Source organism: Streptomyces sp. BR1 (assembly GCF_052373795.1).
GTDB lineage: Bacteria > Actinomycetota > Actinomycetes > Streptomycetales > Streptomycetaceae > Streptomyces.
Map to the genome: position 1 here is coordinate 3,522,201 of NZ_CM126252.1, position 23,595 is coordinate 3,545,795.

20 protein-coding genes are annotated in these 23,595 nt (G+C 70.5%); 8 read left to right on the forward strand and 12 right to left on the reverse strand.

What is annotated here, in order from left to right; genetic code table 11:
• Window positions 1-88: 88 nt before the first annotated feature.
• The 5 genes from ACT1U9_RS15250 to ACT1U9_RS15270 all read right to left on the reverse strand — a co-directional run bounded on the left by ACT1U9_RS15250 (window position 89) and on the right by ACT1U9_RS15270 (window position 4,380).
• Entirely contained in the window at window positions 89-763 is a 675-nt protein-coding gene (locus ACT1U9_RS15250) for a rhomboid-like protein (protein ID WP_444538827.1), read from the reverse strand.
• A 78-nt stretch (window positions 764-841) separates the two neighbouring features.
• On the reverse strand, window positions 842-1,561 hold the full coding sequence (locus ACT1U9_RS15255; RefSeq protein ID WP_444538828.1) for an ABC transporter permease: 720 nt from the start codon (window positions 1,559-1,561) through the stop codon (window positions 842-844).
• A 17-nt stretch (window positions 1,562-1,578) separates the two neighbouring features.
• Window positions 1,579-2,490 (reverse strand): ABC transporter ATP-binding protein, encoded by a 912-nt coding sequence (locus tag ACT1U9_RS15260; RefSeq protein ID WP_101389208.1) that lies wholly within the window; start codon window positions 2,488-2,490, stop codon window positions 1,579-1,581.
• A complete protein-coding gene (locus ACT1U9_RS15265; RefSeq protein ID WP_444538829.1) occupies window positions 2,487-3,371 on the reverse strand; it encodes an ABC transporter permease in 885 nt (294 codons plus the stop codon). The genes ACT1U9_RS15260 and ACT1U9_RS15265 overlap by 4 nt, the downstream gene beginning before the upstream one ends.
• A complete protein-coding gene (locus tag ACT1U9_RS15270) occupies window positions 3,364-4,380 on the reverse strand; it encodes an ABC transporter ATP-binding protein (RefSeq protein ID WP_444539115.1) in 1,017 nt (338 codons plus the stop codon). Before ACT1U9_RS15270 ends, ACT1U9_RS15265 begins: the two co-directional genes overlap by 8 nt.
• A gap of 269 nt (window positions 4,381-4,649) precedes the next feature.
• Between ACT1U9_RS15270 and ACT1U9_RS15275 the strand changes: the two genes are divergently transcribed.
• The 6 genes from ACT1U9_RS15275 to ACT1U9_RS15300 all read left to right on the forward strand — a co-directional run bounded on the left by ACT1U9_RS15275 (window position 4,650) and on the right by ACT1U9_RS15300 (window position 10,529).
• Window positions 4,650-5,498, forward strand: a complete 849-nt coding sequence (locus ACT1U9_RS15275) for a M24 family metallopeptidase (protein WP_444538830.1) — start codon at window positions 4,650-4,652, stop codon at window positions 5,496-5,498.
• On the forward strand, window positions 5,495-7,279 hold the full coding sequence (locus ACT1U9_RS15280; RefSeq protein WP_444538831.1) for an SDR family oxidoreductase: 1,785 nt from the start codon (window positions 5,495-5,497) through the stop codon (window positions 7,277-7,279). The genes ACT1U9_RS15275 and ACT1U9_RS15280 overlap by 4 nt, the downstream gene beginning before the upstream one ends.
• On the forward strand, window positions 7,276-8,205 hold the full coding sequence (locus ACT1U9_RS15285; protein ID WP_444538832.1) for a metal-dependent hydrolase: 930 nt from the start codon (window positions 7,276-7,278) through the stop codon (window positions 8,203-8,205). The genes ACT1U9_RS15280 and ACT1U9_RS15285 overlap by 4 nt, the downstream gene beginning before the upstream one ends.
• A 121-nt stretch (window positions 8,206-8,326) precedes the next feature.
• Window positions 8,327-9,247, forward strand: coding sequence for a MerR family transcriptional regulator (locus ACT1U9_RS15290; protein WP_444538833.1), 921 nt, complete (start codon window positions 8,327-8,329; stop codon window positions 9,245-9,247).
• A 205-nt stretch (window positions 9,248-9,452) separates the two neighbouring features.
• Complete coding sequence (locus ACT1U9_RS15295) at window positions 9,453-10,031, forward strand: RNA 2'-phosphotransferase (protein WP_444538834.1); 579 nt, start codon at window positions 9,453-9,455, stop codon at window positions 10,029-10,031.
• A gap of 36 nt (window positions 10,032-10,067) precedes the next feature.
• Window positions 10,068-10,529, forward strand: a complete 462-nt coding sequence (locus ACT1U9_RS15300; protein ID WP_444539116.1) for a hypothetical protein — start codon at window positions 10,068-10,070, stop codon at window positions 10,527-10,529.
• 18 nt (window positions 10,530-10,547) lie between these two features.
• Here the strand turns inward: ACT1U9_RS15300 and ACT1U9_RS15305 are convergent, their stop codons facing one another.
• Window positions 10,548-11,444 carry an LLM class flavin-dependent oxidoreductase gene (locus ACT1U9_RS15305; protein ID WP_444538835.1) on the reverse strand — a complete coding sequence of 299 codons (897 nt, stop codon included), beginning with the start codon at window positions 11,442-11,444 and terminating at the stop codon, window positions 10,548-10,550.
• Window positions 11,445-11,650: 206 nt separating this feature from the next.
• On the opposite strand from ACT1U9_RS15305, the gene ACT1U9_RS15310 reads away from it, so the two are divergent.
• Window positions 11,651-12,580 carry a Cof-type HAD-IIB family hydrolase gene (locus tag ACT1U9_RS15310; RefSeq protein WP_444538836.1) on the forward strand — a complete coding sequence of 310 codons (930 nt, stop codon included), beginning with the start codon at window positions 11,651-11,653 and terminating at the stop codon, window positions 12,578-12,580.
• A gap of 39 nt (window positions 12,581-12,619) precedes the next feature.
• Here ACT1U9_RS15310 and ACT1U9_RS15315 read toward each other — a convergent pair whose 3' ends face one another.
• From ACT1U9_RS15315 to ACT1U9_RS15335, 5 genes are all read right to left on the reverse strand, one after another.
• A complete protein-coding gene (locus ACT1U9_RS15315; protein ID WP_444538837.1) occupies window positions 12,620-13,726 on the reverse strand; it encodes a peptidoglycan DD-metalloendopeptidase family protein in 1,107 nt (368 codons plus the stop codon).
• A 143-nt stretch (window positions 13,727-13,869) separates the two neighbouring features.
• Window positions 13,870-15,600 carry a GAF domain-containing sensor histidine kinase gene (locus tag ACT1U9_RS15320; RefSeq protein WP_444538838.1) on the reverse strand — a complete coding sequence of 577 codons (1,731 nt, stop codon included), beginning with the start codon at window positions 15,598-15,600 and terminating at the stop codon, window positions 13,870-13,872.
• Window positions 15,601-15,711: 111 nt separating this feature from the next.
• Window positions 15,712-19,224 carry a thiol reductant ABC exporter subunit CydD gene (gene cydD / locus ACT1U9_RS15325; RefSeq protein ID WP_444538839.1) on the reverse strand — a complete coding sequence of 1,171 codons (3,513 nt, stop codon included), beginning with the start codon at window positions 19,222-19,224 and terminating at the stop codon, window positions 15,712-15,714.
• Window positions 19,225-19,287: 63 nt separating this feature from the next.
• Complete coding sequence (gene cydB / locus ACT1U9_RS15330) at window positions 19,288-20,289, reverse strand: cytochrome d ubiquinol oxidase subunit II (RefSeq protein WP_444538840.1); 1,002 nt, start codon at window positions 20,287-20,289, stop codon at window positions 19,288-19,290.
• A gap of 18 nt (window positions 20,290-20,307) precedes the next feature.
• Window positions 20,308-21,816 carry a cytochrome ubiquinol oxidase subunit I gene (locus tag ACT1U9_RS15335; protein WP_444538841.1) on the reverse strand — a complete coding sequence of 503 codons (1,509 nt, stop codon included), beginning with the start codon at window positions 21,814-21,816 and terminating at the stop codon, window positions 20,308-20,310.
• A 249-nt stretch (window positions 21,817-22,065) separates the two neighbouring features.
• On the opposite strand from ACT1U9_RS15335, the gene ACT1U9_RS15340 reads away from it, so the two are divergent.
• Window positions 22,066-22,434, forward strand: a complete 369-nt coding sequence (locus tag ACT1U9_RS15340) for a cyclophilin-like fold protein (RefSeq protein WP_444538842.1) — start codon at window positions 22,066-22,068, stop codon at window positions 22,432-22,434.
• Between the two features lie 16 nt (window positions 22,435-22,450).
• Here the strand turns inward: ACT1U9_RS15340 and hisC are convergent, their stop codons facing one another.
• Complete coding sequence (gene hisC / locus ACT1U9_RS15345; RefSeq protein ID WP_444538843.1) at window positions 22,451-23,530, reverse strand: histidinol-phosphate transaminase; 1,080 nt, start codon at window positions 23,528-23,530, stop codon at window positions 22,451-22,453.
• Window positions 23,531-23,595: the final 65 nt, after the last annotated feature.

The following is a 23,595-nucleotide window of genomic DNA, read 5'->3' on the forward strand; positions in this document are numbered from 1 at the left end:
GAAGTAAGGGGCGTCCGCTATGGCGGACGCCCCTTACTTGTGCGCCCGGACGGCCCACGCTCTCGCGTGCTCGAAGCGGCCGCCCTCCTCAACCACTGTGCCCGGAGCGCCTCTTCACGGCCAGCGATTTTCCCCTGGTCAGCGGCCAGCAGGCGATCCCGATCGTGAGCGCGACCGCGTGTCCGATGTCGGTGAACGTGCCACCGGTCAGCAGCGGAATCCCGAAGAACGACACCACGCCCGCGAGGTAGAGCCATCGCCACGGCCGGGGCAGCCGGTACACGAGCAGCCCGGCCGACGCGGCCAGCCCGTAGCTGACGCCGATGTCGACGACATGCGCCATCCGCTTGTGCGCCTGGTGGTTCTGGATGCTCCAGAGCACGAACTCCTGGCTGACCAGGGTGGCCGAGACATGGGCGACGGCCACGGTGAAGAGCCAGCGCAGGGTGCCGATCCAGCGCTCAAGGGGCGCGTGGACGATCTCGAAGAGCACGAAGTAGAGCAGGAACGAGGACGGGTTCTCGATCCAGAAGGCGCTGGTGAACAGCGACTGCAGGGGGTGCTTGGTGAGCTCGTGGATGTTGCTGCTGTTGCGGTGCAGCAGATAGTGCTCAAGACCCTCGGTGGAGAGCTCGATGACGATGCTGGTGATCGCGATGATCAGCAGCCAGATGTGCGTCCCCGGCGAGGAGAGCACCCAGGCCCGCACCGGCCGGGCCGGCTCGGGCGCCCGGCGTGTACCGGGACTGTGCAGCGTCGTCATCTCTCGATGATGACCCGGACCCCGCCGGCACCGCCGGACGGGGTTCGGGTCATCACGCGCGTCACGCCACCGCGCGCGTCACTCCTCGCCGGCCAGCTTCAGCGTCCGCAGCTTCTGCCCCGCGTACCAGGTCGCCAGGGCCGTCACCGCTGCCAGCAGGACCACGGCGGCCGGGAGGCCGACGTCCGAGGTGATGATGCCGTTCTCGCCGATCCGCTCCGCCAGCGCCAGCGACCACTGCTGGACGCTCAGGGTCCGCGCGCCCGGCACCAGATTGCCGAACAGGCTCTCCCACACCAGCGCGTAGACCAGGCCGAAGACCACCGCGTGCCGGGTGACCGTGCCCAGGAGCAGGAAGACCGCCGCGTACGCGATGGAGGCGACCAGGGCGGCGACCGTGTAGGCGATCGCGATCTGCTGGCCGTTGCCGTTGAGGATCATTCCGGCGACGAAGGTGGGAACGGCCGAGAAGGCCATGGTCACCGCGATCGCCACGATCAGCTTGGTGAAGATGATCGTCGGCCGTTTCACCGGCTTGGCCAGCAGATAGACGATCGAGCCGTCGTCGATCTCGGGCCCGATCGCGCCCGTGCCCGCGATGACGCCGATCAGCGGCACCATCGTGGCAAGCGCGAACCCGCCGAGCAGATTGGCCGCGACCTGGTCGTCGGCGCCGCTGAACGACCGTACGGCCGCCGCGATGACGATCAGGAGCACCGGCAGCACACAGAGGATCGCGGCCCGGCGCCGGCCGAGCAGGGCCCGGTAGGTGAGCCGGGCGACTGTGGGGTTGTACATGACGCTCACAGCTCCTTTCAGGCCGCTACGAGGTAGGAGAAGACGGATTCCAGCGACTCGTCGGACGGCGAGACCGTCAGCAGCCGGATCCCGTGCGCCTTCGCGACCTGCGGGAGCAGGGTCGTGAACCGCCCGAAGTCGACCGCCTGGATGCGCAGCGCGCCCTCCTTGAGGTCCACCTCGATCCCGGCCGTGGACGGGTCGGCGATCAGCGCGGCGGCGAGCGCGCGGTCGTCGCTGGAGCGGATCAGATAGCGGTGCGGGCGGTCCGTCATCAGCCGGCGGATCTTGCGGAAGTCACCGCTCGCCGCGTGCCGCCCGGCCACGATCACCTCGATGTGCGCGGCGAGCTGCTCGACCTCTTCGAGGATGTGGGACGAGAACAGGACCGTACGGCCCTCCGCGCCCATCCGCCGCAGCAGATCCATCAGCTGCATGCGCTGGCGCGGGTCCATCCCGTTGAACGGCTCGTCGAGCAGCAGCACGGACGGGTCGTGGACCAGCGCGGACGCCATCTTCACGCGCTGGCGCATGCCCTTGCTGTACGTCTGGATCTTGCGGTCCTGCGCGTACTCCATCTCGACCGTGGCCAGCGCCCGTTGGGCCTCCTTGGCCCCGAGACCATGCAGTTCGGCGTTGGCGACGACGAACTCGCGCCCGGTGAGGAAGTCGTACATCGCCTCGCGCTCGGGGACGATGCCGATCTGGCGGTAGACGTCCTCGTTGCGCCAGATGGGGCGCCCGTCGAGCGTCACGCTTCCCGTCGAGGGGGCGAGGAAACCACCCATCATGTTGATGAGCGTGGACTTTCCGGCGCCGTTGGGTCCGAGCAGTCCGGTCACTCCGGGGCCGATCGACATGGTGACGTCGTTGACGGCCACCACGTTGCCGAACCAGCGTGAGGTGTGGTCGATGTCGATGGTGGTCACAGCCCGACCTTCCGGTAGCGGCGCATCAGGACGGCGTACGAGCCGAGGATCAGCGCGAGGACGACGAGCAGGTACACCATGCCCACGCCCGCGTCCGGCCCCGCACGGCCCGGGAAGGCGGAGGTGGCGCCGAGGAAGGCGGTCTGCACCCCGTCGATGAGCGTGATGGGGGAGAAGAGCCCGAGCCACTTGATGACGCCGGTGGACTGCTGGTCGAAGGCGACGCCCTGGACCGCGGAGACCGCTCCGTAGGAGATGGTCAGCACGGCGATGACGGCGGCGACACCGAAGCCGCGGCGCGGGGTGAGCGCCGAGACCACCAGGCCGATGCCGGCGAAGAGCAGCGAGAGCAGCGCCACGGAGACCAGTCCCTGTGCGAACCCCTTGGTCTGGTCCGCGAAGTCGAGTTTGGCGAGCAGCGCGCCCACGTAGAGGACCACGAGGGGCGCCGCCGTCAGGATGAACAGCGCCGAGGCCATCGCCGCGTACTTGGCGAGGACGTAGTCCACGCGCTCGATGGGCCGCGAGAAGTACAGCGGCACCGTACGGAAGCGCAGGTCGCGCGAGACGGTCTGGGGGGCCTGGGCCGCGATGTAGAGGCCGATGACGGCCTGCATGAGGACCGCGTTGCGCGTGTAGTCCACCGGCAGGTCGTGGGCCTTGGTGGCGATGGCGACCGCGACCATGATGGTGGCCGGCACGCACATCACCGCGAAGAGCAGCATCGGCAGCACCTTGGACTTGGCGCTGCGGCCCAGTCCGTAGGCGCCGCGCAGCGACTGCGAGAAGAGCGAGCGCCGTGCGTACGCCCGCCCCAGGCGCGCCCCGTCGTAGTTGCGGTAGCCGATGTTGTGGATCTGGGTCTGTGTGGCCTCAGCCATGGCTGCCGCCTCCGTTCTGCCGTGCGGCCGTCGCGGCCCAGGCGGCGGCGCGCTCGGAGACGGGCTCCGGTGCCTGGGCCGGGGTCTTGAAGACCTCCGCGATGTGGTGGCGGCGCTGCTCCATCCGTACGAGCCCGAGGCCGAGCCCCGCGACGGTGTCGCGCACCACGTCGTACGTCTCCTCGCCCGCCGCCTCGATCAGCAGGATGTGCCCGGCGCCCGGCAGACCGTCCTCCACGCCCGCGTGGAGCGTGAGTCCGGCCTCGGCGAGCGCGCCGCGCAGGGCCTGCGCGCCATCCGGGTACGCGTCGGAGTCGGTGACCTCGACCGCGAGGGTCGTGGTCATCTGGGTGAAGTCGCTCGTGGAGCTGGACCGCAGCAGCTTGCCGCCGTCGATGACCACTACGTGGTCACAGGTGCGCTCCAGCTCGCCGAGCAGATGCGAGGTGACCAGGACCGAGATGCCGAAGTCGGTGTGGATGCGCCGGATCAGCCCGAGCATCTCGTCGCGGCCGACCGGGTCGAGCCCGTTGGTCGGCTCGTCGAGCAGGACCAGCTGGGGGTCGTGGACGAGCGCCTGGGCGAGCTTGACCCGCTGCTTCATACCGGTCGAGTAGCCGCCGATCGGGCGGTACCGCTCCTCGTAGAGCCCGACGTGGCGCAGGGTGTCGGCGGTGCGCTCCCGGGCGGCGGTCACCGGAAGACCCGACATGCGCGCCATGTGCACGACGAACTCGGTGGCCGAGACGTCGGGCGGCAGGCAGTCGTGCTCCGGCATGTAGCCGACCCGCTCGCGGATCGCACTGCCGCTGGTGGCGACGTCGAGACCCAGCACCGCGGCCTTGCCCTCCGTGGCGGGCGAGAGGCCGAGAAGGATCTTGATCAACGTCGACTTGCCGGCCCCGTTGGCACCCACCAGGCCGGTCACACCGGGCCCGATGTCCAAGGAGAGCCGGTCAAGCGCGGTCACCCGGGGGAACCGCTTGCTCAGGCTTTCGGTCGCGATCACATTCACACTTCGACGGTAGTGGCGCAGACCACATCGATCGTCAGACCAGGCGGCTGGATCCATGTCCGACCAGAGAGGTACGGACCCGTAGGGGAAGCCATACGGAAGAGTGACAGGCCCCTGAGAAGCACCTCGAACGGGGCACGGAGTTGTTCACATCCGACTACTTGTCCACAGCCAGGCGCACAGCCCTTGACGTAGCCGCCGGGCATTGTCACATTCATCAGTGTCAAGTTACGCACGCGTACGACGACAGGGGTGTGGGCGCGATGCCAACGGCGGTCAATGCTGAACTCGACAGGCGGCTCGGCGGGTTCAGGGAAGTGCAGCGTCTCGCGTACGAGTGCGCGGAAGCCGTCGCGGCCCAGCTCAAGCCGGGTGTGACGGAGCGCGAGGCGGCGCGGATGCAGCGCAGGTGGCTGCACGAGCGCGGGGTGCGCGACTGGTTCCACCTGCCGTTCGCCTGGTTCGGGGACCGCACCGCGTTCGTGGACTTCAAGATCCCGCTCCAGTTCTTCCCGACCGGCCGGCGCCTTGAGGCGGGGATGCCGTTCATCCTCGACATGGCCCCGGTCTACAAGGGCTTCACGGCCGACATCGGTTACTCGGGCTGCCTGGGCCTGAACCCCGTGCACGACCGGCTCCTCGCCGATCTGGAGGCGCACCGCGAACTGATCCTGCGCGAGGTCCGCGAGAAACGCCCGCTGCGCGAGATCTACGAGGACGTGGACCGCCTCATGGTCCGCCAGGGCTACGCCAACCGGCATCGCGCGTATCCGTTCGGCGTGATCGCGCACAAGATCGACGAGGTCCGGGAGCGCCGCTGGTCGCCGACCGTCTTCGGCTTCGGCACCCAGGCCCTGAAGGGCCTCGCGAGCGACGCGCTGCACGGCCACCGGGACGGCTGGTCCCCGCTGTGGAGCCCCTACAAGTTCTCCGACCACCCGCCCCGGCCGGGGCTGTGGGCGGTCGAGCCGCACCTCGGATTCCGGGGTACGGGCGCGAAGTTCGAGGAGATCCTGGTCGTCACCGACTCCAAGGACCCCGAACAGAGCGCGTTCTGGCTGGACGACGACCTGCCGCATGTGCGGCGCTGGGCCGAGGAGAAGGCGGCGTGAGCGTGGGAGACCGGGCGGGCAGCGGCATCGAGGGCGCGCGCGAGCGCTGGGTGCGCACAGGAGGGATCGAGCTGTGTGTCGCCGAGCTCGGCGACACGCGGCAGCCGACCGTCGTGCTGGTGCACGGCTACCCGGACAGCAAGGAGGTGTGGTCGGAGGTCGCCGTCCGGCTCTCCGAGCGCTTCCATGTGGTGCTGTACGACGTCCGCGGACACGGCAGATCCACCGCCCCCTCCCCGCTGCGCGGCGGCTTCACCCTGGAGAAGCTGACCGACGACTTCCTGGCGGTCGTCGACGCGGTGAGCCCGGACAAGCCGGTGCACCTGGTGGGCCACGACTGGGGCTCGGTGCAGTCCTGGGAGTTCGTGACGGTCAAGCGCACCGAGGGCCGGATCGCCTCCTTCACCTCGATGTCCGGACCGTCCCTGGACCACTTCGGGCACTGGATCAAGACCCGGATGACCCGCCCGACGCCCCGCCGGGTGGGCCAACTGCTCGGCCAGGGCGCCAAGTCCTGGTACGTGTACATGCTGCACACCCCGGTGCTCCCGGAGCTCGCCTGGCGCGGCCCGCTCGGCAAGCGGTGGCCGAAGATCCTGGAGCGCGTCGAGAAGGTCCCCTCCGGCGACTACCCCACCGCGTCCCTGCCCCAGGACGCGGCGCACGGCGCCTGGCTCTACCGGGACAACGTCCGTGCCCGGCTGCGCCGTCCGCGCACCGACGCGTACGCCCATGTGCCGGTCCAGCTGATCACCCCGACCGGCGACGCGTTCCTCTCCGAGCGGCTCTACGACGAACTGGAGCTCTGGGCACCCCAGTTGGTGCGCCGCTCCCTGCCCGCCAAGCACTGGGTCCCCCGTACCCGGCCCGACCGGCTGGCCGCCTGGATCACCGAGTTCATCACCGCCAACGAGGACGGCGTCAGCGCCAAGGACGCCGTCGCCACCGGCCCGTACGCCGACCGCTTCGGCGGCCAGCTGGTCCTGGTGACCGGCGCGGCCAGCGGCATCGGCCGGGCCACGGCCTTCGCGTTCGCCGAGGCCGGCGCGCGCGTCGTGGCCGTGGACCGGGACGCCGAGGGCGCGGCCCGCACCGCCGAGATGTCGCGGCTTATCGGCGCCCCCCAGGCCTGGGCCGAGATGGTCGACGTCGCCGACGAGCAGGCGATGGAGAAGCTCGCCGAGAAGGTCGCCGCCGAGTACGGCATCGTCGACGTCCTGGTGAACAACGCCGGGATCGGCCTGTCCGGCTCGTTCTTCGACACCACCACCGAGGACTGGAAGAAGGTCCTCGACGTCAATCTGTGGGGCGTCATCCACGGCTGCCGGATCTTCGGCAAGCAGATGGCCGAGCGCGGCCAGGGCGGCCACATCGTCAACACCGCCTCGGCGGCCGCCTACCAGCCCTCCAAGGCGCTCCCCGCCTACTCGACCACCAAGGCCGCCGTGCTGATGCTCAGCGAGTGCCTGCGCGCCGAGCTGGCCGGGCAGGGCATCGGCGTCAGCGCGATCTGCCCCGGCTTCGTCAACACCAACATCACCTCCACCGCACGCTTCGCCGGGACCGACGAGGCGGAGGAGAAGCGCCGCCAGAAGAAGTCCGCCCGCCTGTACGGCCTGCGCAACTATCCGCCGGAGAAGGTCGCTTCGGCGATCCTGCGCGCGGTGGTGAAGAACCAGGCCGTGGTGCCGGTGACGCCCGAGGCCCGCGGCGCCCACCTGATGTCCCGCTTCACCCCCCGCACCCTGCGCGCGATAGCCCGATTGGAGCCGCCGCTGTGAGCACCGAGCGCCTCGACGGCGCGGGCCCGGACCACTACCGGATCTCTCCGCGCCGGGTCTCGTTCGACTGGCACGAGACCCCGCTGCACTGGATACCCGACGAGCCCACCGCCACCCATGTGATCAATGTGCTCCACTTGCTGCTCCCGGCGGGCGAGCGCTGGTTCGTGAAGGTCTTCAAGGAAGCCCTTCCCCTGGTCACCGACCCGGTGCTGCTCAAGGACGTCAAGGGCTTCATGGGCCAGGAGGCCACCCACAGCGTCCAGCACACCTACGTCCTCGACCACCTCGCCGAGCAGCAGCTCGACACCACTTCCTATACCCGGCACGTCGACTTCCTCTTCGACAAACTCCTCGGCGAGCGGCCCCCGTTCGGGGCGCCGATACCGACCCAGGAGTGGCTGCGCTTCCGCCTCTCGCTGATCGCCGCGATCGAGCAATTCACGGCGGTCCTGGGGGACTGGGTCCTGCACGCCGAATCCCTCGACCGGGCCGACTGCGACCCCGTCATGCTCGACCTGCTGCGCTGGCACGGCGCTGAGGAGGTCGAACACCGCGCCGTCGCCTTCGACATGTATCAGCACTGCGGCGGCGAGGGCCTGACCCTGTACGCCCGCCGCGTCTACGGCATGGCCTGGGCCGCCCCGGTGCTGCTCTGGCTGTGGGTCTGGGGCGCCCACTACCTCATCCGCCACGACCCCCAACTCGCCGGTCGGCTGCGCTACTCGCTGCGTGAGCACAACCGGGCCGTCCGCAAGGGTCTCCTGCCCACCTGGAAGGACCTCGGCACGGCCATACCCCGCTACTTCCGGCGGTCGTACCATCCCTCGCAGGAGGGCTCGCTGCGCAAGGCCGTCGAATATCTCGCGACCTCGCCGGCGGCCCGCGCGGCGGCGGGTGCGGTGGGCCGCGCCGCCCTGGGGTGAGGGAGACGGTTTGTCCGGGCAGCCAGCAGCACAGTCGTCCGCGTCGGCGGTCCCCATGCGGGTCGAGGTGACGGACCGGTCGCCTGTCCAACTTTCGGTTCCGTCCTCCGTTCCCTCGTCCGTGCACTCCTCCTCCGAGTACCGGATCGAGGATCTGGCCCATGCGAGCGGCGCCACGGTCCGTACGATCCGGGCCTACCAGGACCGGGGCCTGCTGCCCCGGCCCGAGCGGCGCGGCCGGTCCAATGTGTACGGCGACACGCATCTGGCCCGACTGCGCCAGATCGCCGATCTGCTGGACCGGGGCTACACCCTCGCCTCCATCAAGGAACTCCTGGAGGCCTGGGACGCGGGACGCGGGCTCGGCGGTGTCCTCGGTCTGGTCGCCGAGGTCAGCGGCCCCTGGACCGACGAGGAGGCCGCCCGGATCTCCCGGGCCGATCTCGACGCCACCTTCGGCGGCGTGCCCGACGAGCAGGCCGTCCGCGACGCGGTCGAACTCGGCATCCTGGAACGCATCCCCGGCAACGACAGCGAGTTCCTGGTCCCGAGCCCCCAGGAGCTCGCGGTGGCCGCCGAGCTGTATGCCGCCGGTGTCCCCCTGGACGCCATCTCCGGGCATCTGCGCGAACTGCGCGGCCAGGTCGAGCACATAGCGGCCCGCTTCCTCGACTTCACCACGGAACACGTCTTCGCCCGCTATCTGGGCCACCGTCCGCCGACCGACGCCGACGCCGCCGAGGCCGCCGGGCTCGTACGCCGACTGCGGCCCCTGGCGCAGCAGACCGTGGACGCCGAACTCGCCCGCGCCATGCGCCTGTTCGCCACACGCCATCTCCAGCGCCATCTCGGCGCCGCGGACCCGGTCTCCCCGAGCGGCCCCGACCCCCGGCCGGTCACCCTTCCCGCAGACACGGTCAGCGCGGTCGAGTCCTTGGTCGGCCCGGAAAACGTCACGGCGTTCATCTCCGCCGCAGCCCAACGCGAGGTCCAGGCCCGTACGTTGGATGCTCTCACGGCCCACCACTTGTCCACAGATTAGCCACAAGCCCTGTGGATAACCGCACTTGTCTGTGGATCAAACCTAACTGACCGTCATCGAAGCGTGATTGGCGTCACTTCGCGAGCCGCGCGGCGGCGCGGGCGCGCTCCGGGTACTTGGCGGCGCTCCCGGACACGGGGCGGAGCACCCGGACCACGCGGGAAATTGGAGTGCCGGGGACCGGCCGTCCCGGCACCCTGTCCGCATGACCGAAAAGCCGGGCGGAGCACCGGACCGAACACCTGACGACAGACGCACCGTGAAGGTGTCCAAGTACCTGTCGAAACACCTGCGCCATCGGCCCGAGCGGATCGGCATCGCCCTCGATCCGCAGGGCTGGGTGGACATCGACACCCTGCTGCGCGCCGCGGCGGCGCACCACTTCCCCATCAGCCGGGCCGAGCTCGACCACGTCGTGGCCGTCAACGACAAGCGCCGGTTCGCGGTCGAGGGCGACCGGATCCGGGCCAGCCAGGGGCACACCGTCGAGGTCGACCTGGCTCTCCCGGAGGCCGAGCCGCCCGCGTACCTCTACCACGGCACGGTGGCCCGCAGCCTGGACGCGATCCGGGCCGAGGGGCTGCGGCCCATGGCCCGCCACCATGTCCATCTCTCGGCCGACCGCGAGACCGCGACCCGGGTGGGTGCGCGGCGCGGCCGTCCGGTCGTGCTGAGCGTGGACGCCGCGGCGATGCGCCGGGACGGCCATGTCTTCCGGGTCAGCGCCAACGGCGTCTGGCTCACCGACTCCGTACCGCCGAGGTATCTCCGCTTTCCCGGCTGACGCTGGTCGACTTACTGGGCTGACATGATCGACGGCATGGCCCATCCGCATCTGCCCAGCACCGAGAGCGTGGTCACCTCGATCCGCGAGGTCGCACGTACGTACAACCTCGAAGTCGAGGTCACCGACGACATCGGCGCCGACCGCTCCTCGCGCCGCACCTCGTCCGGCGCCTTCGCCGTACTGGACCCGGACGGCTCGCTGCCGCACGAGGCGTTCGTGGAGCTGGGCGGTTCGCCCGTCGTCACCGTGCAGGTCTTCGCCGAGGACGACGCGAAGATCACCGTCGACGGTGTGGAGTTCAACGACGTACCGCGCGACGCCGCCCCCGCCTTCCTCCGCTCGGTCTACGGCGGCCTCGCGTATGTGAAGGGCCGTTTCTTCCCGCCGGGCTGGTGGCTGGTCGTGCCGCTGCCCGGCGACGAGACGTACAAAGAGATCGTCCTCGGCGGCACGCTCACGCCCTGGCTGAGCGGACGCGTGCGCGCGAAGGGCTGAGCGGCGGCCCGGGAGGCGTCAGCGCAACTGGGCCAACCCCTCCAGGGCGATCTGCTCGAACACCTTCCGGTCGGCGGCGAAGTCCGAGTCCGGGATCGGCGCGTGCAGGACGATCTCCGTGATGCCGAGCTCGAAGTGCCGGCCCGCGAAGTCCACGAAGGAGTCGAGCGACTCCAGGACCCGGCCGGGCTCCGGCGTGAAGCCGGTGAGCAGGATCTTGTCCAGTTCGTCCACGTCGCGGCCGATGTTGTCGCAGGCCTCGCCGAGCTTCTTGATCTGGCCGCGGATGGCCTCGACCGACTGCTCGGGCGTGCCCGACTCGAAGAGCTTCGGGTCGCCCGTCGTCACCCACGCCTGGCCGTGCCGCGCCGCCAGCTTCAGCCCGCGCGGACCGGTCGCCGCCACCGCGAACGGCAGCCGGGGCCGCTGCACACAGCCCGGGATGTTGCGCGCCTCGACCGCCGAATACAGGGCGCCCTCGTGCGTCACCGCGTCCTCGGTCAGCAGCCGGTCGAGCAGCGGCACGAACTCGGCGAAGCGGTCGGCCCGCTCGCGCGGCGTCCACGCCTCCTGCCCGAGCGCGGTGGCGTCGAAGCCGTTGCCGCCCGCGCCGATGCCGAGCGTGATCCGGCCGTTCGACACGTCGTCGAGGGTGATCAGGTCCTTGGCGAGGGTCACGGGGTGCCGGAAGTTCGGCGAGGTGACCAGCGTGCCGAGCCGCACCCGGGAGGTGGCGGCGGCAGCGGCGGTCAGCGTCGGCACCGCGCCGAACCACGGCCCCTCGCGGAACGTCCGCCAGGACAGATGGTCGTAGGTGTACGCGGTGTGGAAGCCCAGCTCCTCGGCTCGCAGCCACTCGTCGCGACCGCCGTCGTGCCAGCGGCGTACCGGAAGAATCACAGTGCTCAGACGCATACGTACGACACTAACGTCTCGCTCTGACACTCACGGAGCCGTCACGAGGCTCATGCGGCCGCTGACGGCCGGGGGCGGCGTCGTCGCCCCGGAGCGCGGCCAGAACCGGCGAGGTCGAGCCAGAGTGCGCCCAGCATCGGCGGCATAGGGCTCGAGCGCCCACCCGTACGCCTCATGCGCCCCCCACGCCTCATCCGACCCGGCGCATGCTCTCAGATGTGCGCTCCGTCGCACGCCCGTGCGCTGGTGTACGGGACAATGAACCCGTGACCTCAGCTACCGAGCCTGCCCCTGCCGAGCGCCCCGCCCCCGCCGTCCCCCGCCTCATCGCGACCGATCTCGACGGCACCCTGCTGCGCGACGACAAGACCGTCTCGGACCGTACGATCGCCGCGCTCGCGGCCGCCGAGAAGGCGGGTATCGAGGTCTTCTTCGTCACCGGCCGGCCCGCCCGGTGGATGGACGTCGTCAGTGCCCATGTGCACGGCCACGGCCTCGCCATCTGCGGCAACGGCGCGGCCGTCGTCGATCTGCACGGCGGGCCGGGCGAGCACCGGTTCGTCAAGGTCCGACCGCTGGAGCGCACCGCCGCCCGGGAGGTCGTCGAGATTCTGCGCGCCGCCGCCCCCGGCACCTCTTTCGCCGTCGAGCAGACCGGCGGGATACACCATGAGCCCGCCTATCCGCCGATGTTCATGGACACGGCCACCAGCATCGGGCCCGCCGAGAAGCTGCTGGCCGAGGACGCCTACGCCGCCGACGACCACATCCTCAAGGTCCTCGCCCACCACCCCGAGCTGGCGCCCGACGACTTCCTCACCCTGGCCCGTACGGCCGTGGGCCCCCGCGCCGAGATCACCCGGTCCAGCCCGACCGCGCTCCTGGAGATCAGCGGCCCGGGCGTCTCCAAGGCGTCCACGCTCGAACTGTGCTGCGCCGAGCGTGGCATCACACCCTCCGAGGTCGTCGCCTTCGGCGACATGCCCAACGACGTCGAGATGCTGACCTGGGCGGGCACGTCGTACGCCATGGGCAACGCCCACCCGGACGTGCTCGCCGCCGCCTCCGGCCACACCGTCGCCAACAACGACGACGGCGTGGCGGTCGTCATCGAGCGGATCCTCGACTCGCTCTGAGCCGCCCCCGGCCTCCTGAAGTGCAAGCCGCTCTGGGCCTCACGATCCGTCCGGTTCCCCCTCGACCGGGGTGCTCCGCAGCGTCACCCCGCGCTCGCTCAGCCATGGGACCGGATCGACCGCCGAGCCCATCTCGGGGGTGAGCCGGATCTCGAAGTGGAGGTGCGGGCCGGTCGAGTTGCCGGTGGTGCCGGCCTGGCCGATGCACTGGCCGGTGCTCACACGGTCCCCCTGGTCCACGGTCACCGCCGCCAGATGCGCGTACTGCGAGTAGTAGCCGCCGGGGTGGGCGATGATCACCTCGATCCCGAAGCCGCCGCCGCAGGAGACCGAGACGACCCGGCCCGCGCCGACCGCCCGCACCGGCGTCCCGATGTCCACCGCGAAGTCCTGGCCGGTATGGCGCTGCGCCCAGTGGTCGCCCGCGCTGTCGAATCCGGCCGAGAGCTGGTACGTCTCAACAGGGGCCACCCACGCACCAGTTGGACGGGCCTCCGGTTGATTCTCAAGGCGTACCGCGCCACCGCACTGACCTGCCGCGACGCTCCGGTCGGCCTCGCCCTGGAGCTCCCAGCGCGCCTCCTCCAGGCGGGCGGCGACCGACCTCTTGATGCGTTCGAGCTGGTCCCTGCGGTCCGCGAGATCGTGCCAGGCGGCCTGCGCCCGCCGCTCCGCCGAGGTGAGACGGCCTTCCGCTCGACGCGCCTTCCCGTAGAGCCGCGTCACGGCCAGTTCGGCCCGCCAGGCCAGCCGCTGACCCCGCATCAGCTCCTCCGGGTCGTCGGCGAGCAGCAGCTGCGCGGTGTACGCGATGCTGCCGCCGGTCCGGTACTGGGCGCGGGCCACCCGCCCCATGTCGGCGTGCAGCCGGTCCAGATCGCGGCGCCGGTCCGCAAGGAGCCGCTCGAAGTGCTCTGCCTTCACCCGCTGCGCCTCGGCCGCTCGTCTGCCCTGTTCGTACGCGGTGGTCGCCTTGGCAGCATCCATGTACAGCCGTGCGACAGCCACGCTCGTACTGGGCACATCCGCGGCAGCGGTCGTACTCGACACATCGGGTCCGTCGTCGGCCGTGGCGGCGGGGGTGAGCGGGCCGCCGAGGACACACAGGACCAGCGCGAGGGTCCTGCACCGGTGTCCGAGACGCATGCCCGGATCGTCGCGCGGCCGGGACATGTTTCACGTGAAACACACCTCTCGGCCTTTGCTCCGCCCCCAAGTGGCGTACAAACACCGGGCTTACGGCGAAGCCGCAGCCCGCACCGACGGCGGCGGGATCCATCGGCCAGGCCCTAGAGCGGGGCCTCCCACACCACCGTCGTGCCCCGGCCGTCCTCCCCGGTGCCGGGTCCGTAGGTGCTCGATCCCCCCAGTGCCTCGGCGCGCCGCCCGAGGTTGCGCAGTCCGCTGCGGCGGCCGCCCTCCGGGATGCCGACCCCGTCGTCGGCGACCGTCAGACGTACGCCCGGAGTGCCGTCCGGCAGCTCGGCGGTGGCGTCCACGACGACCTCGATACGGGAGGCCTCGGCATGCCGGAACGCGTTGGACAGTGCCTCGCGCAGGGCCGCGATGAGGTTCTTCCCGGTGAGCTCGCCCACGAGGGCGTCGACCGGCCCGACAAAACGGTGCGCGGGTTTGAAGCCGAGCGGCACGGCCGCCATGTTGATCTCGCGCAGCACCCGGGTGCGCAGGCCGGACGGCGCCTCGGCGGGCCCCTGCTGGAGCGCGAAGATCGCCGTGCGGATCTCCTGGATGGTGACGTCCAGTTCGTCGACGGCCTTGCCGACGCCGACCTGTACCTCGGGCACGACCGACTTGCGCTGGGCTCCCTCCAGCATCATCCCGGTGGCGAACAGCCGCTGGATGACGAGGTCGTGGAGGTCGCGGGCGATCCGGTCGCGGTCCTCGTAGACCGCGAGCCGCTCCCGGTCGCGCTGTGCCTCCGCCATCATCAGCGCGAGCGCCGCCTGCGAGGCGAACTGGGTGGCCAGCGTCCGCTCGGCCTCGGTGAACGGGCGGCCGCCACGCGCGCGGGGCGTGGCCAGCGCACCCAGCACCCGGCCCCCGCTGTGCAGCGGCAGCATCATGCTCGGCCCGTACCGCTGGGCCAGTTTGGTGATCATCCGGGGGTCGGTGGCCGCGTCGTCCACGAAGACCGCCTCGCCGTCGAGCAGCGTCGCCACGACGGGGCTCTCCGGGGGGATCACGACGCCCAGCGACGCGCCGGGATCGTCCGAGGAGACCGCGACGATCTCCAGACCGCCGTCCTCGGCAGGCAGCAGGACGATCCCGGCAGCTGAGTCGGCGAGGTGGCGGGCCTGCTCGGCGACGACCTCCAGGGCGTCGTCCGCGTCCCCGCCGGAGAGCAGCGCGGTGGTGACGGCGACCGACCCGTCGATCCACCGCTCGCGCTGGCGCGCCGCCTCGTACAGCCGGGCATTGCCGATCGCGATGCCCGCCTCGGTGGCAAGCACCCGGACCATGTGGAGGTCGTAGTCGTTGAATTCGGCGCCGTTGTTCTTCTCGGTCAGATACAGGTTGCCGAAGATCTCGCCCTGCACCCGGATGGGGACGCCCAGGAAGGTCCGCATCGGCGGATGGTTCGGGGGGAAGCCCGCCGAGCGCGGATCGGCGGAGATCTCGGCGAGGCGCAGCGGCTCGGGGTGGTGGATCAGCCAGCCGAGCAGCCCCCGGTGACCGTCCGGGCGGCGACCGATCGCGGCGGCGTCCTCAGGCGCGATGCCAAATGTCACGAAGTCCGACAGGCCCTGCCTCGCCTCGTCGACGACCCCGATGGCGGCGTACCGGGCGTCCGCCAGCTCGGCGGCCGTCCCGCAGATCCGGTCGAGCGTGGAGTGCAGTTCCAGGCCGGTGCCGACGGACCGCATCGCCTCCAGAAGCTGCGGCACGCGCGCGGTGAGCTCGGTGGACAGGCCCTGCAGACTTCGGGTGGCCCGGGTCGCCGCTTCGAGCGCGTCATGGTCCTCGATGTCCTGGGGGTCCTTCGGATCCGGCACTGACATGCCCTTGAGCCTAGTAAGTCCCATTTGGCGGGGAAAGTCGGGCCACGCGGCAGACGCGCCGAACGGAGGGCTCGTACCCCAAAAGCCCATGCCCGTACGGGGAGACGGCGCTCAGGACGTCCTGGCCGCCTGCAGGAGGTCGCTGTCGCGTTCCCGCTCCAGCATCCGCCGCAGCTCCCCGTCGACCAAGGCGAGCTCGTCGTACGCCCCGCGCTGCACGATCCGGCCCGCATCGAGCACGACGACCTCGTCGACGGCGTCCAGGCCGCGCAGCCGGTGGGTGACCAGCACGGTCGTGCGGCCCTCCGTTGCCCGCAGCAGGTCCGCGCTGAGTGCGTCGGCCGTCGCCAGGTCCAGATGCTCGGCGGGTTCGTCCAGGACGAGCACGGGGAAGTCGGCGAGCAGCGCGCGGGCCAGCGCGAGCCGCTGGCGCTGGCCCCCGGAGAGACGGGCACCGTGTTCGCCGACGAGCGTGTCGAGGCCGTCGGGCAGGCCGTCCACCCAGTCGAGCAGCCGGGCCGCCGCCAGCGCGTCCCGCATCTCCTCCTCCCCGGCCCCGGTACGGGCGAGCCGCAGGTTCTCCCGTACGGAGCTGTCGAAGATGTGGGCGTCCTGGGCGCACAGCCCGACGACACGGCGTACGTCGTCGCCCGCCAGCGTTGTCGCATCCGCGCCACCGATCCGGTAGTCGCCCTCCCGCACGTCCAGGAAGCGCAGCAGCACCTGGGCGAGGGTGGTCTTGCCGGAGCCCGACGGCCCGACGACGGCGACGCGCTTGCCCGGGGTGAGCGTCAGCGCGAAGTCGTTCAGCGCATCCCGGTTCTGCCCTTCGTACCGGGCGCTGAGCCCGCGCACCTCCAGCGGGAACGGCGATGTCGGCGCGGCGGCCGGCGCCTCCGGCTCCCGTACGGGTACGGGAGCGTCGAGCACTTCGTAGACACGTTCAGCGCTCCGCCGGACACGCTGCCGTGCCTGTACGGCGAGGGGCAGGCCGCTGACGGCCTCGAACGCGGCGAGCGGCACCAGCACGACGACGGCGAGCCGCACCCCGTCCAGCCGTCCCGCGCCGACCGCCTGCACACCGACCAGGGCGGCGCACGCCACGGTCAGCCCGCAGACCAGCGCGGACAGCCCGCTGCCGAGCGCGGTGGCGGCGGCGCCGCGCGACGCGATCCGGGTCAGCGCCGAGTCGGCGTCCTTGACCTCCCGGGCACGGCGGCCGAGCGCGCCCGCCACCGCCAACTCACCTGTTCCGGTAAGCAGATCGGCCACCCGGGTGGCCAGCAGGCCGCGTGCGGGCGCCAGTTGGCGCTCGGCCCGGCGCGCGCACGCACCGCTGACCATCGGCACCGCGACCCCGGCGACCAGCAGCCCGGCCGCCAGCACGGCCCCCGCCTCCGGCAGCAGCCAGGCGGTGAAGCCCGAGGCGGCCACCGACACGACGACCGCCACGGCGGCGGGCAGTGCCCAGCGAAGCCAGTAGTCCTGCAACTCGTCGACATCCGCGACCAGGCGGGACAGCAAGTCGCCGCGCCGAGTGGTGCGCAGTCCGGCCGGGGCGATCCGCTCCAGCCTGCGGTAGACCGCGACCCGTACCTCGGCGAGCATCCGCAGCACCGCGTCGTGCGACACCAGCCGCTCGGCGTACCGGAACACGGCCCGCCCGATGCCGAACGCCCTCGTCGCCGTCACAGCCACCATCAGATAGAGCACCGGCGGCTGTTCGGAGGCCCGCGAGATGAGCCACCCGGACACGGCCATCAGCCCCACCGCCGACCCGAGCGCAAGCGCCCCGAGCAGCAGAGCGAGGGCGAGCCTCCCGCGCAGACCACGGGCGGCTTCGCGCACCCGGGCGAGCACATCCCGGGAGGCACCTTCCCCATTCGGGTCCGGCAGCGGACCATCGCCCGAGGCCACAGGGACGGCCACAGCGGCCCGTACACCGGCCGGACTCGGCACCGCAGCCCGTGCCGCCGACGAGACCGCCGATGTGGGCCGCAGCTCGACCACCCGGTCCGCGACCGCGAGCAGCGCGGGCCGGTGCACCACGAGCAGTACCGTGCGGCCCGCCGACAGCCTCCGTACCGCCTCGACGATGCCCGCCTCGGTCTCGCCGTCCAGCGCGGCCGTCGGCTCGTCGAGCAGCAGGACCGGCCGGTCCGCGAGGAACGCCCGTGCCAGCGCGAGCCGTTGGCGCTGCCCGGCCGACAGTCCCGCGCCGCCTTCCCCGAGCTCCGTCCCGGCGCCGTCGGGCAGCGCGGTGACGAACTCCAGCGCCCCGGCCTCCCGCAGGGCGTCCCGGACCGCCGCGTCGTCCGCGTCGGGCCGTGCAAGCCGTACGTTCTCCGCGATGGTGCCCGCGAACAGATGCGGCCGCTGGGGGACCCAGGCCACCCTCTCCCGCCATTGCTCCAGCGAGAGCGCTGCGAGGTCGGTACCGGAGATCCGCACCCGGCCCTCGTCCGGTGCCACGAACCCCAGCACCGCACCGAGCAGCGTCGACTTCCCGACCCCGCTCGGCCCGGTCAGGGCAACCGTCTCGCCCGGCTCCACCACCAGCGTGGCAGCGTCCAACGACGGCTGTGTACGCCCCGGATGACGAACCGTCACCCCGTCGACCTCGATCAGTACGGGACCGGCCGGGACCGCTCCCGTACCGCCCTCGGGCAGCGGGGTCTCCAGTACCTCGAAGATCTCCTCGGCGGCCGCAAGGCCCTCCGCCGCCGCGTGGTACTGCGCCCCGACCTGCCGCAGCGGCAGATACGCCTCGGGGGCGAGGACCAGGATCACCAGGCCCGTGTAGAGGTCGAGATCCCCGTGGACCAGCCGCATCCCGATACCGACGGCGACCAGCGCCACCGACAGGGTCGCAAGGAGCTCAAGGGCGAAGGACGACAGGAACGCGATCCGCAGGGTCTTCAGCGTGGCCCGGCGGTACTGCGAGGTGATTGTCCGGATCGACTCGGCCTGCGCCTTGGCGCGGCCGAACACCTTCAGCGTCGGCAGCCCGGCGACCACATCCAGGAAGTGGCCCGACAGCCGGGAGAGCAGCCGCCACTGGCGATCCGTCTGTGCCTGGGTCGCCCAGCCGATGAGGGCCATGAACAGGGGGATCAGCGGGAGAGTGACCACGATGGTCGCGGCCGACACCCAGTCCTCGGTGACGATCCTCGCCAGCACCGCCACGGGTACCACCACCGCGAGGCCCAACTGCGGCAGATAGCGGGCGAAGTAGTCGTCGAGCGCGTCCACTCCCCGGGTGGCCAGCGCGACCAGCGAACCGGTCCGCTGCCCGCTCAGCCACTCCGGCCCCAACTGCGCAGCCTTCTCAAGCAGTCGCCCACGCAGCTCCGACTTGACCGCCGCGCTCGCCCGGTGCGCGGCGAGTTCGGTCAGCCAGGACACCAGCCCGCGTCCAACCGCGACCGCCGCGAGCAGCAGCAGGGGAGTCCGCAGCCCGGCCGCGTCGAGGTCGCGCTGGAACGCCCCCACCACCACTTCGGCGATGAGCATGGCCTGCGCGACGACCAGCCCCGCCCCGACCAGGCCGAGGCCGACGACGGCCGCGAGGAAGAGCCGGGTGGCACGGGCGTATCGGAGCAGTCGCGGGTCGATCGGTTTCACGTGAAACATCCCCTCGAAGGGCCAGGGGGCATGTTTCACGTGAAACATGCCCCCCTTTCAGACTCAGTGCGCGTCGGCGATGTGCTGGGTACCGATCCGCTTGCGGAACACCCAGTACGTCCAGCCCTGGTAGAGCAGCACGACCGGCGTCGCGATGCCCGCGCACCAGGTCATGATCTTCAGGGTGTACGGAGTGGACGAGGCGTTGGAGACCGTGAGGTTCCATCCGTCGTTCAGCGAGGACGGCATGACGTTCGGGAAGAGCGTCAGGAACAGCATCGCCACGGCGGCGGCAATCGTGATGCCCGACAGCGCGAACGACCAGCCTTCGCGGCCCGCCTTGATCGTCCCGATCGCCCCGACCAGGGCGAGAACCGCCACGATCATCGCGACCAGGCTCTTGGTGTCCCCGCGCGAGACCTGCGTCCAGATCAGGAACCCGAGCGCCAGCACAGCAGTGGCCAGACCGAGCTTGAGCGCCAGCGCCCGCGACCGCTGCCGGATGTCACCGATGGTCTTCAGCGAGGCGAAGACCGCGCCGTGGAAGGTGAACAGGAACAGCGTCACCAGTCCGCCGAGGATCGCGTACGGATTCAGCAGGTCCCAGAAGGTGCCCACGTACTCCTTGTGCGCGTCGATCTTGACCCCGTGCACGATGTTGCCGAAGGCCACGCCCCAGAGGAACGCCGGGATCAATGAGGTCCAGAAGATGGCCTCTTCCCAGTTGCGCTGCCACTTGTCCTCCGGCCGCTTCGCCCGGTACTCGAAGGCGACTCCGCGCACGATCAGACAGACCAGGATGATCAGCAGCGGCAGATAGAAGCCGGAGAAGAGCGTGGCGTACCAGTCAGGGAAGGCGGCGAAGGTGGCGCCGCCGGCCGTGAGCAGCCACACCTCGTTGCCGTCCCAGACGGGCCCGATCGTGTTGATCAGGACCCGCTTCTCCTTGCGGTCGCGGGCCAGCAGCTTCGTCAGGATCCCGATCCCGAAGTCGAAGCCCTCCAGGAAGAAGTAGCCGGTCCACAGGACGGCGATGAGTACGAACCAGACGTCGTGGAGTTCCATGCCTCGATCTCCTCAGCCTCAGTACGAGAAGGCCATCGGCCGGTCGGGGTCGCGGTCGTCCCCGCCGATCTTGGTGGGCGGGTTCAGGTCGGACTCGGTGAGCTCGGGCGGTCCGGCCTTGACGTACTTCGCGAGCAGCCGGACCTCGATCACCGCGAGGACGGCGTAGAGCAGCGTGAAGACGATCATCGAGGTGAGGACCTCGCCCTGCGAGACACCGGGGGAGACCGCGTCCTTGGTGCGCAGGACGCCGTACACGACCCAGGGCTGACGGCCCATCTCGGTGAAGATCCAGCCCCAGGAGTTGGCGATCAGCGGGAAGCCGAGCGTCCAGACGGCGGCGAACCAGTACCACCGGGTCAGCCGTGAGCCGAGCACCTTGTTCCTGAAGAGGACCAGATGCGGCACTTCGTCGTCACCGGTCCTCAGCCCGGGCGCCAGCATGAACTTCTTGCGGGTGAGCCAGAGGCCCACGACGCCGATCGCGAAGGACGCCATGCCGAAGCCGATCATCCAGCGGAAGCCCCAGAAGGTGACCGGGATGTTGGGCCGGTAGTCGCCAGGCCCGTACTTCTGCTGCTCCTGCTTGTTCACGTCGTTGATGCCGGGAACGTACGAGGAGAAGTTGTTGTCGGCGAGGAAGGAGAGCAGGCCGGGGACCGAGATCTCGACGCTGTTGTGGCCCTTGGCCACGTCTCCGTAGGCGAATATCGAGAAGGGCGCCGACTTGTCGCCGTCCCACAGTGCCTCGGCCGCGGCCATCTTCATGGGCTGCTGCTTGAACATCACCTTGCCGAGCTGGTCGCCGCTGACGGCCGTGAGCATCCCGCCGATCACCAGGGTGACCAGGCCGAGCCGGAGCGAAGTACGCATCACCGGGATGTGCTTCTTGCGGCGCAGATGGATGGCGGAGACGCCGACCATGAACGCGCCACCGGTGAGGAAGGCCGCCGTGAGGGTGTGGAAGACGACGACCAGGGTGGTGTCCTGGGTCAGGACGTGCCAGAAGTCGGTGAGCTCCGCGCGCCCGGTGGCCTTGTTGAGCTTGTAGCCGACCGGGTGCTGCATCCAGGAGTTGGCGGCCAGGATGAAGTACGCGGAGAGGATGGTGCCGATCGAGACCATCCAGATGCAGGCGAGATGGATCTTCTTGGGGAGCTTGTCCCAGCCGAAGATCCACAGCCCGATGAACGTGGACTCGAAGAAGAACGCGATCAGCGCCTCGAAGGCGAGTGGCGCGCCGAAGACGTCGCCGACGAACCGCGAGTAGTCGGACCAGTTCATGCCGAACTGGAACTCCTGGACGATGCCGGTGACGACACCCATCGCGATGTTGATCAGGAAGAGCTTGCCCCAGAACTTCGTCGCTCTGAGGTACTTCTCGTTCTCCGTGCGCACCCAGGCGGTCTGCAGGCCCGCGGTGAGCGCGGCGAGCGAGATCGTCAGGGGGACGAAGAGGAAGTGATAGACGGTGGTGATGCCGAACTGCCATCGCGCCAGGGTTTCCGGCGCCAGAGCCAGATCCACGTCGCTTCTCCTTACATCGCCGTGATCACAGCGGCAGCCTGCCCTCCAATCCCACCGATTACGGGATCAATCAGGGCGCGCTTGTGAACGCGTTCACATTCACAAGCATTATGTCGCACGCGCTTTCGCGACCTTGAAGCGGGGGTACCCCTTTTGACTCCACAGGGCCCACGGTCGCGGACCAGGCCGCCCGACGCCCTGTGAGACGCCTCTTCCCAGCACCTTCAACATATTGTTGAATCCTGGGCCATGCGGATACGGATCTCATGGCCGGGCGGCAGGCTGACCGCCACCCTCGACGAAACCCCCACGAGCTCGGCGCTCGCGGGGGCACTCCCGATCGTCTCCACCGCCCGCACCTGGGGCGAAGAGGTCTACTTCGACACCCCGGTCTCCCCCGCCCTTGAGGCGGACGCGCGGCAGGTGGTCGAGGCGGGCACGGTCGCGTTCTGGACCGAGGGCGACGCGCTCGCGCTGCCCTTCGGCCCGACGCCCATCTCGCGCGGCGAGGAGTGCCGCCTGGCGAGCCCGTGCAATGTCGTCGGCCGGATCGACGGCGATCCGCGGATGCTCGCCACGGTCCGCCCCGGCGACCCGATCCGGGTGGACCGGGTCTAGGACCTTCTGCGACCTGCTAGTTCGCCTTGTGGAAGCCCTCGGCGACCTTCAGGAACAGGTCGTTGGCCTCGGTCTCGCCGATCGTGACGCGCACGCCCTCGCCCGCGAACGGCCGGACCACCACACCGGCCGCCTCGCACGCCGCCGCGAAGTCGACCGTACGCTCGCCCAGGCGCAGCCAGACGAAGTTCGCCTGCGTCTCGGGCACGGTCCAGCCCTGGCCGAGAAGGCCCTCGTACACCCGGGCGCGCTCGCCCACCAACGCGCCGACGCGGCCGAGCAGTTCGTCCTCGGCCCGCAGCGAGGCGACCGCCGCGTCCTGGGCGAGCTGGCTCACGCCGAACGGGACGGCGGTCTTGCGCAGCGCCGCCGCGACCGGCTCATGGGCGACGGCGAAGCCGACCCGCAGCCCGGCGAGCCCGTACGCCTTGGAGAAGGTGCGCAGCACCGCCACGTTCGGGCGGTCCCGGTAGATCTCGATGCCGTCCGGCACGTCGGCGTCGCGGATGAACTCGCGGTACGCCTCGTCCAGGACCACCAGCACATCGGACGGCACCCGGTCGAGGAATCGTTCCAGCTCGGCCCGGCGCACCACCGTGCCGGTCGGGTTGTTGGGGTTGCAGACGAAGATCAGCCGGGTCCTGTCGGTGATCGCGTCGGCCATCGCGTCGAGGTCGTGCACCTCGCCGGAGGTCAGCGGCACCCGGACGGACGTGGCTCCACTGATCTGGGTGATGATCGGGTACGCCTCGAAGGAGCGCCAGGCGTAGATGACCTCGTCGCCGGGGCCCGAGGTGGACTGGAGCAGCGACTGGGCGACGCCGACCGAGCCGGTGCCGGTGGCGAGGTGGGAGACCGGCACGCCGAACCGGTCGGCCAGCTCGTTCATCAGTCCGGTGCATGCCATGTCCGGGTAGCGGTTAAAGCTCCCGGCGGCGGCGATCGCGCTCTCCATCACACCCGGCAGCGGCGGGTACGGGTTCTCGTTGGAGGACAGCTTGTACGCGACCGGGCCGCCGGCGGCCGCGGGCTTGCCGGGCTTGTAGGTGGGGATGCCGTCCAGCTCGGCGCGCAGCTTGGGGCTCGTCTCGCTCACCGCAGGTCCTCCTCGACCGTTCCGTCCATCCGAATACTGCTCACCTTATGAGGATTCGGCGTCCC

Excerpts from the sequence above, each read along its gene's own strand:
- ACT1U9_RS15300 (WP_444539116.1), top strand. The coding sequence starts at position 10,068 with ATGGCCCATCCGCATCTGCCCAGCACCGAGAGCGTGGTCACCTCGATC.
- ACT1U9_RS15320 (WP_444538838.1), bottom strand. The coding sequence starts at position 15,600 with ATGTCAGTGCCGGATCCGAAGGACCCCCAGGACATCGAGGACCATGAC.
- ACT1U9_RS15250 (WP_444538827.1), bottom strand. The coding sequence starts at position 763 with ATGACGACGCTGCACAGTCCCGGTACACGCCGGGCGCCCGAGCCGGCC.
- ACT1U9_RS15340 (WP_444538842.1), top strand. The coding sequence starts at position 22,066 with ATGCGGATACGGATCTCATGGCCGGGCGGCAGGCTGACCGCCACCCTC.
- cydB (WP_444538840.1), bottom strand. The coding sequence starts at position 20,289 with ATGGAACTCCACGACGTCTGGTTCGTACTCATCGCCGTCCTGTGGACC.
- ACT1U9_RS15315 (WP_444538837.1), bottom strand. The coding sequence starts at position 13,726 with ATGCGTCTCGGACACCGGTGCAGGACCCTCGCGCTGGTCCTGTGTGTC.
- ACT1U9_RS15275 (WP_444538830.1), top strand. The coding sequence starts at position 4,650 with ATGCCAACGGCGGTCAATGCTGAACTCGACAGGCGGCTCGGCGGGTTC.
- ACT1U9_RS15265 (WP_444538829.1), bottom strand. The coding sequence starts at position 3,371 with ATGGCTGAGGCCACACAGACCCAGATCCACAACATCGGCTACCGCAAC.
- ACT1U9_RS15295 (WP_444538834.1), top strand. The coding sequence starts at position 9,453 with ATGACCGAAAAGCCGGGCGGAGCACCGGACCGAACACCTGACGACAGA.
- ACT1U9_RS15255 (WP_444538828.1), bottom strand. The coding sequence starts at position 1,561 with ATGTACAACCCCACAGTCGCCCGGCTCACCTACCGGGCCCTGCTCGGC.
- ACT1U9_RS15305 (WP_444538835.1), bottom strand. The coding sequence starts at position 11,444 with ATGCGTCTGAGCACTGTGATTCTTCCGGTACGCCGCTGGCACGACGGC.
- ACT1U9_RS15310 (WP_444538836.1), top strand. The coding sequence starts at position 11,651 with ATGCTCTCAGATGTGCGCTCCGTCGCACGCCCGTGCGCTGGTGTACGG.